The organism is Rhizobium sp. 25PS6 (assembly GCF_032464655.1).
GTDB lineage: Bacteria > Pseudomonadota > Alphaproteobacteria > Rhizobiales > Rhizobiaceae > Rhizobium > Rhizobium laguerreae.
In genome coordinates, this window is the sequence record NZ_JAWDIV010000017.1 from 41994 (window position 1) to 56335 (window position 14342).

At 61.0% G+C, this 14342-nt stretch carries 18 protein-coding genes and 1 pseudogene; 4 read left to right on the forward strand and 15 right to left on the reverse strand.

The annotated features are described in order from the left end of the window. Window positions 1-10: 10 nt before the first annotated feature. Together RWK44_RS23435 and RWK44_RS23440 are read right to left on the reverse strand one after the other, a co-directional pair. Window positions 11-1027 (reverse strand): glycosyltransferase family 2 protein, encoded by a 1017-nt coding sequence (locus tag RWK44_RS23435; protein WP_020049272.1) that lies wholly within the window; start codon window positions 1025-1027, stop codon window positions 11-13. 136 nt (window positions 1028-1163) lie between these two features. Then, window positions 1164-2657 (reverse strand): ArnT family glycosyltransferase, encoded by a 1494-nt coding sequence (locus RWK44_RS23440; protein ID WP_131665994.1) that lies wholly within the window; start codon window positions 2655-2657, stop codon window positions 1164-1166. Between the two features lie 163 nt (window positions 2658-2820). On the opposite strand from RWK44_RS23440, the gene RWK44_RS23445 reads away from it, so the two are divergent. Further along, window positions 2821-3783, forward strand: coding sequence for a lysylphosphatidylglycerol synthase domain-containing protein (locus RWK44_RS23445; protein WP_316029461.1), 963 nt, complete (start codon window positions 2821-2823; stop codon window positions 3781-3783). On the opposite strand, the gene RWK44_RS23450 is transcribed toward RWK44_RS23445, so the two are convergent. From RWK44_RS23450 to RWK44_RS23465, 4 genes are read right to left on the reverse strand one after another with little or no spacing between them, the layout of a single operon-like run. Then, on the reverse strand, window positions 3754-4992 hold the full coding sequence (locus tag RWK44_RS23450) for an RNA polymerase sigma factor (protein ID WP_316029462.1): 1239 nt from the start codon (window positions 4990-4992) through the stop codon (window positions 3754-3756). The two genes, RWK44_RS23445 and RWK44_RS23450, sit on opposite strands and share 30 nt — an antisense overlap. Window positions 4993-5001: 9 nt before the next feature. After that, window positions 5002-5361 (reverse strand): YciI family protein, encoded by a 360-nt coding sequence (locus tag RWK44_RS23455; RefSeq protein ID WP_020049276.1) that lies wholly within the window; start codon window positions 5359-5361, stop codon window positions 5002-5004. A gap of 2 nt (window positions 5362-5363) precedes the next feature. Next, entirely contained in the window at window positions 5364-5723 is a 360-nt protein-coding gene (locus tag RWK44_RS23460; protein ID WP_131640449.1) for a YciI family protein, read from the reverse strand. 10 nt (window positions 5724-5733) lie between these two features. Next, on the reverse strand, window positions 5734-6090 hold the full coding sequence (locus tag RWK44_RS23465; RefSeq protein WP_131640448.1) for a YciI family protein: 357 nt from the start codon (window positions 6088-6090) through the stop codon (window positions 5734-5736). A 151-nt stretch (window positions 6091-6241) separates the two neighbouring features. Between RWK44_RS23465 and RWK44_RS23470 the strand changes: the two genes are divergently transcribed. Continuing rightward, the gene (locus RWK44_RS23470; RefSeq protein WP_221967860.1) at window positions 6242-6460 is read left to right on the forward strand and encodes a hypothetical protein; all 219 of its coding nucleotides are present in this window, start codon (window positions 6242-6244) and stop codon (window positions 6458-6460) included. Window positions 6461-6469: 9 nt separating this feature from the next. Here RWK44_RS23470 and RWK44_RS23475 read toward each other — a convergent pair whose 3' ends face one another. From RWK44_RS23475 to RWK44_RS23495, 5 genes are all read right to left on the reverse strand, one after another. Continuing rightward, window positions 6470-7972: an AMP nucleosidase gene (locus RWK44_RS23475; protein ID WP_316029463.1), complete on the reverse strand. Its 1503-nt coding sequence runs from the start codon at window positions 7970-7972 to the stop codon at window positions 6470-6472. Between the two features lie 87 nt (window positions 7973-8059). Beyond that, window positions 8060-8239: a hypothetical protein gene (locus tag RWK44_RS23480; protein WP_131665988.1), complete on the reverse strand. Its 180-nt coding sequence runs from the start codon at window positions 8237-8239 to the stop codon at window positions 8060-8062. A 212-nt stretch (window positions 8240-8451) separates the two neighbouring features. Continuing rightward, complete coding sequence (locus RWK44_RS23485; protein ID WP_245521127.1) at window positions 8452-8688, reverse strand: type II toxin-antitoxin system RelE/ParE family toxin; 237 nt, start codon at window positions 8686-8688, stop codon at window positions 8452-8454. Between the two features lie 56 nt (window positions 8689-8744). Beyond that, window positions 8745-9014, reverse strand: coding sequence for a CopG family ribbon-helix-helix protein (locus tag RWK44_RS23490; RefSeq protein WP_017959735.1), 270 nt, complete (start codon window positions 9012-9014; stop codon window positions 8745-8747). A gap of 74 nt (window positions 9015-9088) precedes the next feature. Beyond that, window positions 9089-9427 carry a DUF2147 domain-containing protein gene (locus RWK44_RS23495; protein ID WP_026158604.1) on the reverse strand — a complete coding sequence of 113 codons (339 nt, stop codon included), beginning with the start codon at window positions 9425-9427 and terminating at the stop codon, window positions 9089-9091. A gap of 443 nt (window positions 9428-9870) precedes the next feature. On the opposite strand from RWK44_RS23495, the gene RWK44_RS23500 reads away from it, so the two are divergent. Next, window positions 9871-10140: a sel1 repeat family protein gene (locus tag RWK44_RS23500; RefSeq protein ID WP_003546876.1), complete on the forward strand. Its 270-nt coding sequence runs from the start codon at window positions 9871-9873 to the stop codon at window positions 10138-10140. Window positions 10141-10379: 239 nt separating this feature from the next. Here the strand turns inward: RWK44_RS23500 and RWK44_RS23505 are convergent, their stop codons facing one another. The 3 genes and pseudogenes from RWK44_RS23505 to RWK44_RS23515 form a co-directional block, all read right to left on the reverse strand. Beyond that, entirely contained in the window at window positions 10380-11495 is a 1116-nt protein-coding gene (locus RWK44_RS23505; RefSeq protein WP_316029464.1) for a pyridoxal phosphate-dependent aminotransferase, read from the reverse strand. A 113-nt stretch (window positions 11496-11608) separates the two neighbouring features. Continuing rightward, window positions 11609-12010, reverse strand: a complete 402-nt coding sequence (locus tag RWK44_RS23510; protein ID WP_316029465.1) for a PilZ domain-containing protein — start codon at window positions 12008-12010, stop codon at window positions 11609-11611. 241 nt (window positions 12011-12251) lie between these two features. Next, a pseudogene (locus RWK44_RS23515) lies at window positions 12252-12648 on the reverse strand (DUF2177 family protein). A 156-nt stretch (window positions 12649-12804) separates the two neighbouring features. Here RWK44_RS23515 and RWK44_RS23520 point away from each other — a divergent pair. Then, window positions 12805-13251, forward strand: a complete 447-nt coding sequence (locus RWK44_RS23520; protein WP_131640442.1) for a baeRF12 domain-containing protein — start codon at window positions 12805-12807, stop codon at window positions 13249-13251. A gap of 152 nt (window positions 13252-13403) precedes the next feature. Here the strand turns inward: RWK44_RS23520 and RWK44_RS23525 are convergent, their stop codons facing one another. Beyond that, entirely contained in the window at window positions 13404-14270 is an 867-nt protein-coding gene (locus RWK44_RS23525; protein WP_131640441.1) for a LysR family transcriptional regulator, read from the reverse strand. Window positions 14271-14342 lie beyond the last annotated feature (72 nt).

The following is a 14342-nucleotide window of genomic DNA, read 5'->3' on the forward strand; positions in this document are numbered from 1 at the left end:
TGCTGCCGGCTTAGGCTTGGCTTTGATCGTCGAAGATCTGCCGCACGATATAATTCGGAGAGGCATCGTCGCGGTAATAGGTGCGCGCGATCATTTCCGCCAGGATGCCGGTGGTGATCATCTGCACCGACGACAGCAGCAGCACGACGCCGACCATCAGCATCGGTCGCGTGCCGATGTCGTTGCCCAGGATGAACTTGTCGAAGCCGAGATAGAGCAGGATCAGCATGGCGAGCGCGCCGAGGCCGAGACCGAGCGAACCGAAGAAGTGCCCCGGCCGCGCCTTGTAGCGCATGAAGAACATCACCGACAGCAGATCGAGGATGACGCGGAAGGTGCGCGAAATGCCGTATTTCGAAACGCCGTGCTCGCGGGCATGGTGGGTGACGGCCATCTCGCCGATGCGCGAGCTCGGCACGACCCCGGCGACCCATGCGGGGATGAAGCGGTGCATCTCGCCCATCAACTTCACCTGCTTGATGATCGAGGCACGGTAGATCTTCAAGCTGCAGCCGTAATCATGCAGCTTGACGCCGGTGATGCGGCCGATCAGGTAGTTGGCGCACCAGGAGGGGATCTTGCGCAGGAACAGACCATCCTTGCGGTTCTTGCGCCAGCCGACCAAGAGGTCGAGTTCACGCCGTTCCAACTCGGAGACCATCGAAGGAATGTCCTTCGGATCGTTTTGCAGGTCGCCGTCCATCGTCGCGATCAGGCGGCCACGGGCGGTATCGATGCCGGCCTGCATGGCGGCAGTCTGGCCGAAGTTGCGCTGCAACTCGACGATCCTGAGCGCCAGCCCCTCGCGTCCGACATACTGGCGGGCGTTGACGAGCGTCGCATCCGTGCTGCCGTCATCGACGAGGATCAGCTCCCAGCGATGGGGGTAGCTGACCATCGCGGCCGCGACACGCTCGACAAGCGGGCCGACGCTTTGCTCTTCGTTGAAAATGGGCACGACCAGCGACAGTTCGAGCGATTGTACCGGATCATTCGTACCGCGAATGGGCTCTACGGTTGTCTGCAACTTTCATCTCCAAAAGGCCGGACGGCCGAGCAATTTTTAATGCGCCGCCGCACTTGCGGAAGGCTACTACATGAAGTGTCCGCCGGTTGCCAGCGGGCAATGCCGGTTTCCCGCAATCGGCGGATCTTCCGGGGCGCTATTTCGCGCCGCCTTCCACCCAGGAGTAGCCAATGGAGAAGCTGCGTTTGCCGTCACCGAAGAGATAGGGCAGCGTCAGCGTCTTCAACTCTTGCAGGTGAATGCCCGATCTCACGAGGTCATTGGCAAAACCGGGGGAAATTGTCGGATCATCTGCGGTCTCGCCGCGCCAGATAACCAGCACCGGCCCCTTTGCGTCAGCATATTCGGGAACCCCGGGTCCGGGGAAGAACGGGATCACGACGGGAACGTCGGGAAATCTCAGTCGCATGTTGCCGGCAACGAACTTGGTTCCCGCCACGATGAGAACCGGCTTGCGGGTCGCGGTCAATTCAGCCACGTAGCCGGAAAAGGGTACGTTCGTTCTCGTATAAGGGCCGATATATTGAATGCCGACGATCCGGAAAAGAAGGATCGACAGGATGACGACCATGAAGACCGGCACCACGGGCCGGAAGCGGGCAAGACCGGCGGAAAGATCGAGGTCTGCGGTTTCCAGTTTCAGGAACAGATAGATCAGCAGGACGAGCAGGCATGGGTCGAGCCAGCGCTCGTGGATATCGCTCGCGCCGGCGAAGAGGACCACGCCGACGAAGGCGAGCAGGCTGATGACCATCATCCGCTCGATCACCCGGATCATCGGGCTGGAAGCGGAGAGCGCGCGAAAGAAGTCGCGCCGGAAGGCGGCCGCGATGAGAACGATCGGCAATGCGACGAAGCCGAGGACGGCGATGACGAGAGACAGCAGCCCTTGCCCGATGCGCGGCAGGCCGGCCGGGGCCAGCTCTTCAGCAGTCATCCGCTCCAGCGTCGGCGCAGAGGCGCTGGCAAGATTGTCAGGCAACCAGAGCGCATGCGGCAGCACGATCAGAATGGCAAGGACGGCCGCCGGCAGCAAACGCCAGTCGATGAGACGGCTGCGCCATTCCCGCTCCGGCAGTACGGCGATGAGGGCGGCAAATGGCAGGATGGCAAAATTATACTTCGAGATGAGCCCGATGCCGGTGGCGATACCGATGATCAGATAGCTCCAGATCGTCGGCTGGCGCAGTGTGCGGAAAAAACCGAAGAGGAAGAGCGAGGTCGCAAACAGCAGGGCAACCGTGTGGGTCAATTCGCGCTGCGCCATCAGGCCGACCTGCGGCAGGGTAATCAGGCTCAGCATGGCGATGGCTGCGAGCGACCGGTTCTTCAGCACTTCGCGGGCAGCAAGTCCGTAGAACAGATAGCAGCCGAAGAGAATGATGTTCTTCGGCACCGAGAGCACCCACATCGATATGCCAGTCACCGAAACGATGGCATATTGGATCCAGTTGTAGAAGGGCGGCTGCGGGCCGTAGCCGGCAAGCAGGTATTGCGAGTAGAAGGATTGCTCTGCCTCGTCGAGGTCGAGCGTATGCGGCAAGGCGAGGCGAAGCGCGACGTTCAGCAGGAAATAGACTGCCAGAAACAGGCTTGCGCTCGTAATGCTTCTGGTAATGCGCTTCAACATCGATCTCCAAGTCAGGCCGGCAAGGCGTCGCTATTTTCGGTCGTCCGGCGATCTCGCCGCCGTCGCCGTCAACTCCGCCGTTGTGCGCAACCTTCATTTCTCCTAAAACGCCTGGCGACGGAACCGAGGCCCATGCCGACGCCAAGCGAGGAATGCCTACTACATGAAGAGTTCGATCGTTGAAAGCCGGCAATCCTGGTTTATGCGCAATCGCATGACCGTTCTGACGGTCGTCATCGTCGCAGCCTATGGCCTCTTCATCCAATGGTTCTGGGGATGGCCTGTTATCATCAGGCAGTGGGCCGATGTCGGCGTAGGTCCGGTGATCGCTGCGCTCGTACTGCTGACCAGCACCTATTTCCTGCGCACCTGGCGCATCTATGATTATTTTCCGAAGGAAACGGCCGGCCGGTTTGCGACCCTCTTCCGCGTCACGCAGATCCATAATCTCCTGAACATCATGCTGCCTTTCCGAACCGGCGAAACCAGCTTCCCGCTGTTGATGCGCACCGAATTCGGCATTCCGCTGACGCGCGGGACCTCGGCGCTGTTCGTCATGCGGCTACTCGACCTGCACGCGCTTCTGGCTGCCGCCGGCATCGGCTTTGCCATCGCTTCAGCCGATGCAGCGGTTGCCTGGTCGCTCTGGGCGGCCTTCCTGCTGCTGCCGGTCGCGGCCTTTGCCGCCCGCAAGCCGCTGCTGCGCCTGGCCGCCAGACTGCTGCCGAACAAGGCGCAGAAATTCGTCGCCGAGATCGAAAACGGCTTGCCACTCGATGCGATCGCCTTTGCGCGTGCCTGGGCGATGACCATCGTCAACTGGCTGGTGAAGGTGATGGTGCTCGCGTGGGCGCTCGGCCTGATGGGCGTGCTGCCGATCGCGGCAAGCTTCGGCGGCGCGCTCGGCGGCGAACTCTCCTCCGTGCTGCCAATGCATGCGCCGGGCGGCGTCGGCACCTATCCGGCCGGCATCACCGCCGGCGCCATCGCCTTGGGAGCATCGAGCGAGCGGCTGGCCCTTGCCGCGCTGGCACAGGCGAGCGTCAATGCCCACCTGCTGATCATTGTCTCGGCGCTGACGGGAACTGCGATCTCACTACCGCTCGGACGCCGTGGCAACCTCTGAAATCCGCTTTCTCAGAAACGCCTGCTCCGGCTCCTGCCGACAGAGCGATAACGCCGTTTGATAGGCCGCGATCGCCTCTTGCCTCCGGCCGAGACGGCGCAGGAAATCGGCGCGCGCCGAATGGACGAGGTGATAGGCCTGCAGCTCCCGGCGTCCCAGAATGTTATCGATCAGGTCCAGCCCCTTCGCTGGCCCTTCGGCCATCGCAATCGCCACGGCGCGGTTGAGCTCGACGATCGGAGAGGGCTGCGCCGCCAGCAGCAGATCGTAATAGAAGGCGATCCGCCGCCAGTCGGTCTCTTCGGCAGCCGGCGCCTTGGCATGTTCGGCGGCGATCGCCGCCTGCAGCGTATAGGTGCCGATCTCTCCGGCTTCCATCGCCGCGGCGAGCAGCGCCAGGCCTTCCGTAATCTTCGCATGATCCCAGAGCGAGCGGTCCTGATCGGCAAGCAACACCAGCGATCCGTCTCCGACGCGGCGGGCGGTGCGGCGGGAATCCTGCAGCAGCATCAAGGCCAGCAGGCCGGAGACGTCGGGATGCGGCAGCAGCGCCAGAAGCAGTCGCGCCAGACGGATCGCTTCTGCGGTCAGGTCGGCGCGGACCACCTCATCGCCCGAAGAGGCCGAATAGCCCTCGTTGAAGACGAGGTAGATGACGTGCAGCACCCGGTCTAGCCGCGGCGGCAGCGCCTCGCGGCCCGGCACCTCGTAGGGGATCTTCGCCGCCCGGATCCTGCCTTTGGCGCGTACGATCCGCTGGGCCACCGTCGGCGCCGGAATGAGGAAGGCATGGGCGATCTCTTCGGTGGTCAGCCCGCAGATTTCCCTCAGCGCCATCGCCATCTGCGCATCGGCCGGGATGAGCGGATGGCAGCAGGTGAAGATCAGCCGCAGCATGTCGTCCTCGATCGGTTCCATGTCGCCGATCTCCGTTGCATCGGGCGTGTAGAGGCTGTCTTCGATATGATGCTGCGAAGCATCGAAACGCGCCCGCCGTCGGATCGTGTCGATCGCCTTGAAACGCCCTGTCGAAACGAGCCAGGCGAAGGGATTGCCGGGAATACCGTCCGTCGGCCATGTCCGGGCGGCGGCGGCAAAGGCGTCGTGAAGCGCCTCCTCCGCCCGGTCGAAATCGCCGAGCAGACGGATCAGCGTCGCCAGCACCCGGCGCGACTGAGTTCGGTAGATTTCTTCGATGATGCTTTCCAATCAGGCTCCTCAGTCTGGCAGGGTCAGCGTCCGCACGGGCCTCAGTTCGACCGCGCCGTAACGGGCCGACGGGATTCGCCCGGCGATCTCTTTGGCCTTGACCATGTCGGGCGCCTCGATGACGTAGAAGCCGGCCAGATGCTCCTTCGTTTCGACATAGGGACCGTCCGTGGCGGAGAGCGTGTTGTTGCGAACGCGCAGCACGGTCGCCGTGTCAGGCATCTCCAAGGCATCGGAGTGGATCATGATGCCTTCGCGGCTCAGCTCCTCATCGAAAGCGAAATGCGCTTTGATAAGTTCGGCGGTTTCATCAGGCGTCAGCGTTCCGTCCGTGTCGGTGCTGTTATAAATCAGGCAGATGTAGCGCATCGCTATTTCCCATCCTCAATGGAGTAAGTCGGGCGCACTTCGATCGAGCAATATTTGAGGATCGGAAAACTCGACACGATCGTCTTCGCCTCCTCGATGGTCTCGGCTTCGATCAGCAAAAAACCGCCGAGGTGCTCTTTGATTTCGGCAAATGGGCCATCGGTCGCAAAGGCTTCGCCATTGCGCAGGCGGACCGTGATCGCCGTTGACGGGTCATGCAAGGCGAGCGCCACCAGCAGATGACCGCTCTCGCGCCAGCGATTGTCGCTGGTGATGCACTCCTGTGTCAGCGCATCCCATTCGGTCTGAGGGACCAGCTTGCTTTTTTCCGTGTCGAACCAGATCTGGCATAGAAATTTCATTGGTCTCTCCTCATTTAGCTCCGAATTCGTGGATTGGCCGCACCTCGATCGCGCCGAGCCTGGCGAGCGGGATACCGGCGGCAATGCGGATCGCTTCGTTGAGATCCTTTGCCTCGATCAGGATGAAGCCGCCGAGCGCCTCCTTCGTCTCGGCGAAGGGACCGTCCGTCACCGACATCTCGCCATTGCGCACCCGTACGGTCACCGCCGATTTCGGCGGCTGCAGCGCCTGGGCGACGATCATATGCCCGCTATCGACGAGGTCCTTGTCATAATTCAAGGAATTGGTGTCGAGTTCGGTCTTCTCCTCTTGCGTCATGGCGTCGAGTACCCCGCCATCGAACCAGACCTGACAGAGATATTTCATCGCGGCAGCCTCCTTGCCCTGTTCCCATAAACATGGACGAACGACCTGCATGCATTTCGACAGCGCCAAAAAAAAAATGTGCGGACGAGGTGTCGAAATAGCAAGGCAGCACTCGACAAGGCTTCATCGAAACCTGTCGAGGAGAATGGAAATGAGCATTCTTGAAATCGCTCTGGCAAGCCAGATCTGGGCACGTCGCCACGAGAAGCGTCAGCTGGTAGTACTCGACGATGCCGATGTGCTGAAGGTTCTCCTGCGCATCGCTTTCGTCGTGGTGGCCTTCACCCTGCTGATATCAGGGCTGAACCTTGCCGCCGGTAGGCCGCAGGTGCTGGCCGAGGGCTCGGCGTCTGTCGTGACGGGCAGATGAGGAAACGGCCTATTGGAAGGCCGTTTCGAAGAAGCTGCGCAGCTTGCGTGAATGCAGCGCTTCCTTCGGCATGGCGGCAAGCTTCTGGACGGCGCGGATGCCGATCTGCAGGTGCTGGTTGACCTGCGTGCGGTAGAAGGCCGTTGCCATGCCCGGCAGCTTCAATTCGCCGTGCAGCGGCTTGTCGGAGACGCAGAGCAGCGTGCCATAGGGCACGCGGAAGCGGAAGCCGTTGGCGGCGATCGTTGCCGATTCCATGTCGAGGGCGATGGCTCGCGCCTGGGAGAGCCGCTTCACCGGTCCGCGCTGGTCGCGCAGTTCCCAGTTGCGGTTGTCGATCGTGCCGACCGTGCCGGTGCGCATGATGCGCTTCAGCTCGAAACCCTCATAGCCGGTGATTTCGGCAACGGCGGCTTCGAGCGCCACCTGCACTTCGGCCAGCGCCGGGATCGGCACCCAGACCGGCAGGTCGTCGTCGAGAACGTGGTCCTCGCGCATATAAGCATGGGCGAGAACATAATCGCCGAGCCGCTGGCTGTTGCGAAGACCGGCGCAGTGGCCGAGCATCAGCCAGGCATGCGGGCGCAGCACGGCGACATGGTCGGTGATCGTCTTGGCGTTGGAGGGGCCGACGCCGATATTGATCATGGTGATCCCGGCATGGCCCTTCTTCTTCAGATGGTAGGCCGGCATTTGCGGCAGGCGGGTGAGGATAGCATCCGTTTCCGGCGCGTTCGAGCCGGGAAGGGTGACGACATTGCCGGGCTCGACGAAGGCGGTATAGCCGTCGCCGCCCTCCGCCATCAGCTTGCGCGCCCAGCCGCAGAATTCGTCGATATAGAACTGGTAGTTGGTGAACAGCACGAAATTCTGGAAATGCTCGGCATGCGTCGCCGTATAATGCGACAGCCGGGCGAGCGAATAGTCGATGCGTTGCGCGGTGAACGGCGCCAGCGGCGAGGGCTCTCCCGGCGGCGGGATATATTCGCCGTTGGCGATCTCGTCGTCGGTGGTGTTGAGGTCGGGCGTGTCGAAGATATCGCGCATCGGAACGTCGACGAAGGCGTTGGTCGAAGCTTCCACATGCGCACCCTCGCCGAAAGCGAAGTGCAAGGGGATCGGCGTCGCAGATTCCGAGACGATCACAGGCACATTGTGGCTCTTCATCAAGAGCGCCAGCTGCTCCTTCAAGTAATGCTTGAAGAGTTTCGGCCGCGTGACGGTCGTCGTGTAGATGCCGGGTGCCGTGACATGACCGTAGGAAAGCCGCGAATCGACATGGCCGAAGCTTGTCGTCTCGATGCTGACCTGCGGATAAAATGCGCGGTAGCGCGAGGAGATCGGAGCGCCCTGCGCAAGTTCGCTGAAACTCTCAATCAGGAACGCCGTGTTGCGCTCGTAAAGCGCTGTCAGCGTCTCGACCGCCTTGGCGGGATCATCGAAGCTCTGAGGCTGGAAAGGCGGAGGAGAGGATATGTCGAGGGGCGACAAAAGGGAGATTCGTTTGTTCATGACGCATTATAGAGAGTTGTTCTTGACAAGCAAACGACGCGCGCCGGCGGATTCCGATTTTTTATCTCCTTCCGTGTCTGATGCCAGTCACCGCACCGTCGGTGCGCAGAAGCTGCCGTTTCTCTCCAGGCAGGTATAACTCGCCCCGAAATGCGACTGTGCACCGCCGCCACCCTCATGCACCACGACTGCCGAAAACGTGATCGCAAAGATCGCCGCAAATAGCGTGATGATGCTGAGGCGTCTTGCCATAATATAGTGGTTCATTGCCTTGCCCCCGATACGCAACTCTATCGTGACATGAGTTTTGCCATGCGGTGGCTGAATGAGTGCTGAGATACCGGTTCATCCGCCGTTCAGCTTGTCGGGCCGGCTCGGGCCGGTCGCCAGGGGTTTCGAGGCATGCCGGCTTCGACATGCTTGGCGTTTTGGATGATGGCTGCACAGGTGCGTTGCGGTACGCTTATAAGTTGGTTCGGCTATTCTTCGGCGGGCCAATCCCGCGCGGTATGGATCACACGCAAGATGACGACGCTTTCGCGTCCCGCGATCGACCGCAGCTCATAGGAAATTATGTAGGGGAGTCGGGTGAGGGACTTTTCATAAGTGCCAGTTATTCGCCCTGGCCGACCGGTTGCAAATTCGCCAAGTTTCTTGCCTGCATCCTCGATGGCGTCCACGACCCTTTCGGCCGCATCGGGGTTGTCCTTTGCGATTTAACGCAGAATTTCCAGATTATCCTGATGTGCTTGCTTCGACCGAAGAACCGGCCTCATCCGCGCGGGGTCTTCCTACGCTTGGCATCCGCGATGACCTTACGCATTTCGGCGACGGCCTGATCGTGCGGGATAACACGCCCGGCTTCCGCATCGGCCATGCCGCGCTTGATACCCTCGATGATTTCAAGCTCGCGCTCCACATAGGCCGCTACGGCCTTGCCGGCGAGGAATGATTTGCCGCGTTGCGTGTCGGCCGCAATCCTGTCGAGCTTTTCTTTTACGTCGGGGCGGATCCGAATTGTCATGGTCGTGCTGTCGGCCACTTCGAAAACCCTGCGTTGAGCTGTGTACACTCTAACACATCCCAGCCGTTGCCCGCGATCCGCCCCGCGTTCTCTCAGAGCCGCGTCCAGGTCTGCGACTTGCAGAGGATCTTCATCACGCAGCCCTGCATCCTTAGCGAATTGCCGGAAACCTTGCCTGAGCCGCTATAGGTCTTTTCGGCGGCCGGGTCGGTGATCTCGCCGGCATAGCTGCCGCCGGTTCCCGCAAGCGTGCCGATCTTCCGGCCGGCATATTTACCGGTCTTCAGTGTCACGCAGTAACTGCCGCCGCAGGATGCGATCACCGCCGTATCGCCGGCAGCCGTCTTCCAGTTGCCGACGATCGGCTCATCGGCATGCGCGATACCCGCGATCACTGTTATGGCGCCGGCGAGAACGAAGCTGCGGATCATCTTTTCCTCCATGATGTGCTTGATCGCCGCGAAAATAACTGACGCGAACGTAAAGGTAAACAGGGTCAATCGCTATCATGCTGACTGGCTGAAAAACGCGAGAAAAAGCCGTGCAGCGAGCTTTCAAAGATATCGCCTGCTGGTTTCATGATGAACGATCCGTTTATTTTCAAATCTGAATCTTTCGTAAAATCTGCTCGAAAATCCTTAATTCGCAGGGAGTCCGATGTTTAACGAAAATCCAATTTTACCAAGTGTTTGCACTTTGTTTGTCTCAAATTAATCATGCATTTTAGGCGTTTTTTGAAAGCCGTTTGGCATAGTGAACCCATCAAACGAGCGGGGCAAACCCGCCGGACCGAAAGGGCCGCAAGCCGCAACAGACGGCAAGGCCTAGAGGTAAAACAGGGTCAGTCATAAACAGGCTAACAGGGATAAAACCGATGGCACGCTTTGAAATGCACAATGCTGAAACGGCCACCATGGGTGGCGACAACAACAGCGCCGATGTCTTCTGCGAAATGGGTCTGATGTATGCGACCGGCCGCGGCTGCGAAGTCGATCTCGTCGCAGCCCACAAATGGCTGAACATCGCCGCAATCAAGGGCAACGACCGCGCCGCCGAGCTTCGCGCCGACGTGGCCGCCGCCATGGACAAGATGCAGCTCGCAGCAGCGCTGCGCGCCGCCCGCGAGTGGATGACGGTTCACTAGAGCAATTCCAGGCAAAGCGCGAAGCGCTTTTGCCGGGAATCGCGTAAAAACAAAAAGTGAGAGCGATTCTGCGTTTCCGTGAAAAGCTGAACCGCACTTAACACCGTCTCCGATCAGGCATTCGACAAGAGCAGCAATAACAACCTCAAAAAGAGGGGACTGGCGGGGCGCTTTGGACGGGGCCGACGCCGGGAGACCGGAACCGCGACCGGGTCCTCCACCGGCCGCGGTTCTTGGTTTTATTGGCTGATCTGTTCCAGCACCTGCGGCAGCGCTTCTTCGAGAAGCGCCATTTCCGCCTCCGGCCCGACGCTGACGCGAATGCAGCGATTGAGCGGCGCCACGCCAGGCATGCGGATGAAAACCCCGCGCTCCATCAATCCGTCGACGACCGCCCTGGCATAAGCGCCGTCGCGGCCAGCGTCGATCGCCACGAAATTCGTCGCCGAGGGCAGCGGTTGAAGGCCGTTCGCCCGGGCGATACCGCCGATCCGCTCCCGGCCCGCATGGATTTTCCCGACCACCTCGACGAGATAGGCCTGGTCCTTCAGCGCCGCGAGCGCTGCTGCCGTCGCCAGCCGGTTCATGCCAAAATGATTGCGGATCTTATCGAAGGCCTGTGCCGTGCCCGCCGTCGAGATCGCGTAGCCGGTGCGTGAGCCGGCAAGTCCGTAGGCCTTGGAGAAGGTGCGGGTGCGAACGACGTTCGGCAGCTCGATGAGCGAGGAGATCGACGGCAGCGAACCTGCCGGCCCCGTCTCGCTATAGGCCTCGTCGAGCACCATCAGCGTCGTCTCGGGCAGCGCACGGGCGAAAGCGACGATGCTGTCGGCATCCCACCAGCTTCCCATCGGATTGTCGGGATTGGCGAAATAGACGAGCGGCGCATTCTCGCGTTTCACCGCATCGAGCAGCCCGTCGAGATCCTCGCGGTCGTTTGCGTAGGGAACGGTCACCAGCCGGCCGCCGAAACCGGCGACATGGAAATTGAAGGTCGGATAGGCGCCGAGCGAGGTAACGACCGGCGCCCCCGGCTCGATCACCAGCCGGACGATCTGGCCGAGCAATTCGTCGATGCCGCTGCCGATGGCAATATTGGCGGCCGAGACGCCGAGATGGGCGGCAAGCGCTTCCCGGAGTGCGAAATTCTCCGGATCATTGTATTTCCAGATATTGCCTGTCTCCTCGCGCATCGCTGCAAAAACCGAAGCCGCTGGGCCGAAGCCGTTCTCATTGGCGCCGATGCGCGCCGAAACGGCAAGTCCGCGCTGGCGCTCGATCGCCTCGGGGCCGACGAAGGGAACTGTGGAGGGCAGGGCGCTGGCAAGAGGTGTGAAGCGCGAAAAGGCGGACATGCGAAGGCAGCTTCCCGGACATATTGACAATCGGCGAAACAATAGGCCCGGGCACGGCCAACGCAAGCAAGATTATTTCCGCAACGGCAGCGCCGCGCGTGTCGCCGGCCTGTTTACGCGCGGAAGATCGGCGCACGCCGGGCGTCGATCGCTTCCATGTTGCCGATCATGAAATCGGTGCGGACGACGCGGCGCAGAACCTCGGGGTCCATGATGTTGATGAACCGCACCCCGATGCGTTCGTTGTAGCGGTAGACCTCGGCGCAGCCGATCCGGTAGGCGAGGCCGAGAATGTTGAGATAATAATGTTTCGGCAGACCGGCCGTGGTCGAAACGATGAAGGTGGCGCCGCCCTGCGAGATATCGATGATCTCGGCGCTTCGCATCGACACGCCGGTCAGGCACGGGCGGACGGCGACGATGCGGGCGGGTCGCTTGACGTTGAACTCTTCCCAGCGCAGGTCGTAGACAGCGGATTTGACCGTGGCAAGGTGTGTAGCGCGGAGCATAGTCATTCACATTCTCCGTCAGACAGTGCACATTTGGGGTCTTGATCACGAGCAAGCTGGTCTTGATCACGAGCAAGCTGGTCTTGATCTCATTCAAGCTGGGGTCTTGCTCCAACCAAGGTCACATGAATGTTTTGCACATTCGTCAAATATAAAATTACAATTTTAACGAGTTTAAACTTTGTTTCCAAGCGGGACGCCCGATGTCCATTTTCGGGACGCGGGCTTGCATCTCCAGGCTCCCGTTTCAGCCAAAAAATCTGACGGCGAAATATCTACCGGCGGCAGTCAGCGCCGTCAGAGCCGTGCCCCAGGCCATGTCGACCAGGCTCATGGCGAGCGGCCAGTTGCGAAGCGTGGCGAGATTGGTGATGTCATAAGTGCCATAGGCCGCCAGTTCCAGAATGGCACCGTGGAGAACGCCGTGGCGATAGAGCCCGCCGACAGCGCTGGCAGCACGGCACTGCGGCGGCGAAGAACAGGTAGAACAGTGCGCCGACCGCCAGATTGGGCGAGGGCAGCATCAGCGCTCCCAACTGGTCGCGGTAGAAGTTGCGGGCGATGAGGCCGAGCCATATCCCGTCGCAGATGAGAAGAGTGAGAAAGGTGCCGGCATAGGCAAACAGCGCTGTCTTCGTCGTCAATTTACCGAGCTTAGCCTTTCTACGCGGCCAAGGCCGACCGGATCGCCGCCCCGTTCGATTTCGGCGCAATTTTCCCGAACTCTTTCAATGGCCGAGCGTTGTGCCTTGATCGATGAAGCACGGCGCGCTTCGAATGACGACAGCGAGGAGTTGAAGATGACCGACGTCAAAATCCCTTGGAAATCATGGGTCGTGGTCTGCAACGGAGCCAAGGCTCTGATCATGCAGAATGCCGGCGATGCCCAGCTGATGAAGCTGAAGGTGCTGGAGACTTTAACGCAGCCGAGCGAGCCAGACCGCGAGATCGGCACCGACAAGCCCGGCCGCAGCCATGCCGCCGATGGCTTCAGCCGCAGTGCTGTGGAGGAGACCAACTGGCAGGATCAGGCCGAAGCCCAATTCTTGAAACAAGTCGCAGAAAGGCTGGATGAGCTGTCGCAGGAAAAGGATGTCCGCCGCATCGTCCTCGTTGCGCCGCCGAAAGCACTCGGCACGCTGCGGCCGGCGCTCAGCGCCGATACGCAAGCAGCGATCTCCGTGGAATTGGCGAAGGACTATACCAATATGCCTGTCGATGAGATCGAGCGGCATCTCGCTGCCTGAACCGTTAGAGCAATTCCAGGAAAAGTGTGAAGCGGTTTTCCGTCCGGAATTGCGTAAAAACAGAAGGCTAGAGCGGTTATGCGCTTCCCGTGAAGCTGAGCCGCTCTAGCCCAATCTGAGGGAACGCGGGTCGAGAGGCCCGCGTTTTCGCGTCATGCGGACGGTTTCTGCCCGGCAAACAGATCTTCATGATCGGCAAAGAGCGCCGCCAGGCGGTCGATGACGATCCTGACTTCCGGCCGTTGCCGCTCGTCGTCATGCGCAACGATCCACATGTCGTAGGTCAGTTCGTCGATGACAGGCCCGGCGCGGACGAGCCTGCGCTCCTGATCGCCGATGAAACAGGGGAGCACGCCGCGGCCGGCGCCGCCGCGGATGAGGTAGAAGAGCATATGCGGCGTGTTCGTCCAGCTGGTGATCCAGGAATCCGGCTGTTCGAACGTCCATTTGTCCGCCGGCGTGATGGCGGTATCTGTGCCGAGCGAGATCCAGTTGCAGTTTTTGTCGTCATAGCCGGCCGCCTGATAAGCCGCATGCGCCACTTTGACCGAACGGCGGATCGCGACGTTGCCGCTCTCCGGCCGGCTGTGGCGAATGGCGATATGCGCCTCGCGATAGGTGAAATCGACGCTCGCATCGCAGGTCTTGTAGCACATGCGGAAGCTGTCCTTCGGCGTCCAGACGCTTGCCAGGCGGTCGGCGACGAAGCGCGAGGTCCAGCTGTCGGCGGCCGTCGAGACGATCGGCAGTGTCAGCACCTCGCCGCGCCAGTCGGAGATCGCACGCGCCGCATCCTGCATCAGCCGGACGCGATCGAGCAGTTCCTGCCCGTCCTTGGCGAGCAGATAACCGGTGGGGCCGCGGCTGAACAGCGAGCGGCCGGTCACCCGTTCGAGCGCCAGCATGCGCCGGCCGATCGTCGGTGCGCTGAGCCCGGTGCGCGTCGCCGCCGCCGAAAGCCCGCCGCCGGTCGCAACATGGAAGAAAAGCTGCAAGTCGTCCCAGCTCGCATCTTTCATGGATGAAAACCCCCTTTCCCCAGCGCCTCTACATCGGAGGGGCGCGAAGGCTTAGCTCAAGTGCCTGAGCCA

Bases quoted from the DNA above. Each gene is read 5' to 3' on its own strand.
- RWK44_RS23440 (WP_131665994.1), bottom strand. From the start codon at position 2,657: ATGTTGAAGCGCATTACCAGAAGCATTACGAGCGCAAGCCTGTTTCTG.
- RWK44_RS23445 (WP_316029461.1), top strand. From the start codon at position 2,821: ATGAAGAGTTCGATCGTTGAAAGCCGGCAATCCTGGTTTATGCGCAAT.
- RWK44_RS23455 (WP_020049276.1), bottom strand. From the start codon at position 5,361: ATGCGCTACATCTGCCTGATTTATAACAGCACCGACACGGACGGAACG.
- RWK44_RS23460 (WP_131640449.1), bottom strand. From the start codon at position 5,723: ATGAAATTTCTATGCCAGATCTGGTTCGACACGGAAAAAAGCAAGCTG.
- RWK44_RS23465 (WP_131640448.1), bottom strand. From the start codon at position 6,090: ATGAAATATCTCTGTCAGGTCTGGTTCGATGGCGGGGTACTCGACGCC.
- RWK44_RS23470 (WP_221967860.1), top strand. From the start codon at position 6,242: ATGAGCATTCTTGAAATCGCTCTGGCAAGCCAGATCTGGGCACGTCGC.
- RWK44_RS23475 (WP_316029463.1), bottom strand. From the start codon at position 7,972: ATGAACAAACGAATCTCCCTTTTGTCGCCCCTCGACATATCCTCTCCT.
- RWK44_RS23480 (WP_131665988.1), bottom strand. From the start codon at position 8,239: ATGAACCACTATATTATGGCAAGACGCCTCAGCATCATCACGCTATTT.
- RWK44_RS23495 (WP_026158604.1), bottom strand. From the start codon at position 9,427: ATGATCCGCAGCTTCGTTCTCGCCGGCGCCATAACAGTGATCGCGGGT.
- RWK44_RS23500 (WP_003546876.1), top strand. From the start codon at position 9,871: ATGGCACGCTTTGAAATGCACAATGCTGAAACGGCCACCATGGGTGGC.
- RWK44_RS23505 (WP_316029464.1), bottom strand. From the start codon at position 11,495: ATGTCCGCCTTTTCGCGCTTCACACCTCTTGCCAGCGCCCTGCCCTCC.
- RWK44_RS23510 (WP_316029465.1), bottom strand. From the start codon at position 12,010: ATGACTATGCTCCGCGCTACACACCTTGCCACGGTCAAATCCGCTGTC.
- RWK44_RS23520 (WP_131640442.1), top strand. From the start codon at position 12,805: ATGACCGACGTCAAAATCCCTTGGAAATCATGGGTCGTGGTCTGCAAC.
- RWK44_RS23525 (WP_131640441.1), bottom strand. From the start codon at position 14,270: ATGAAAGATGCGAGCTGGGACGACTTGCAGCTTTTCTTCCATGTTGCG.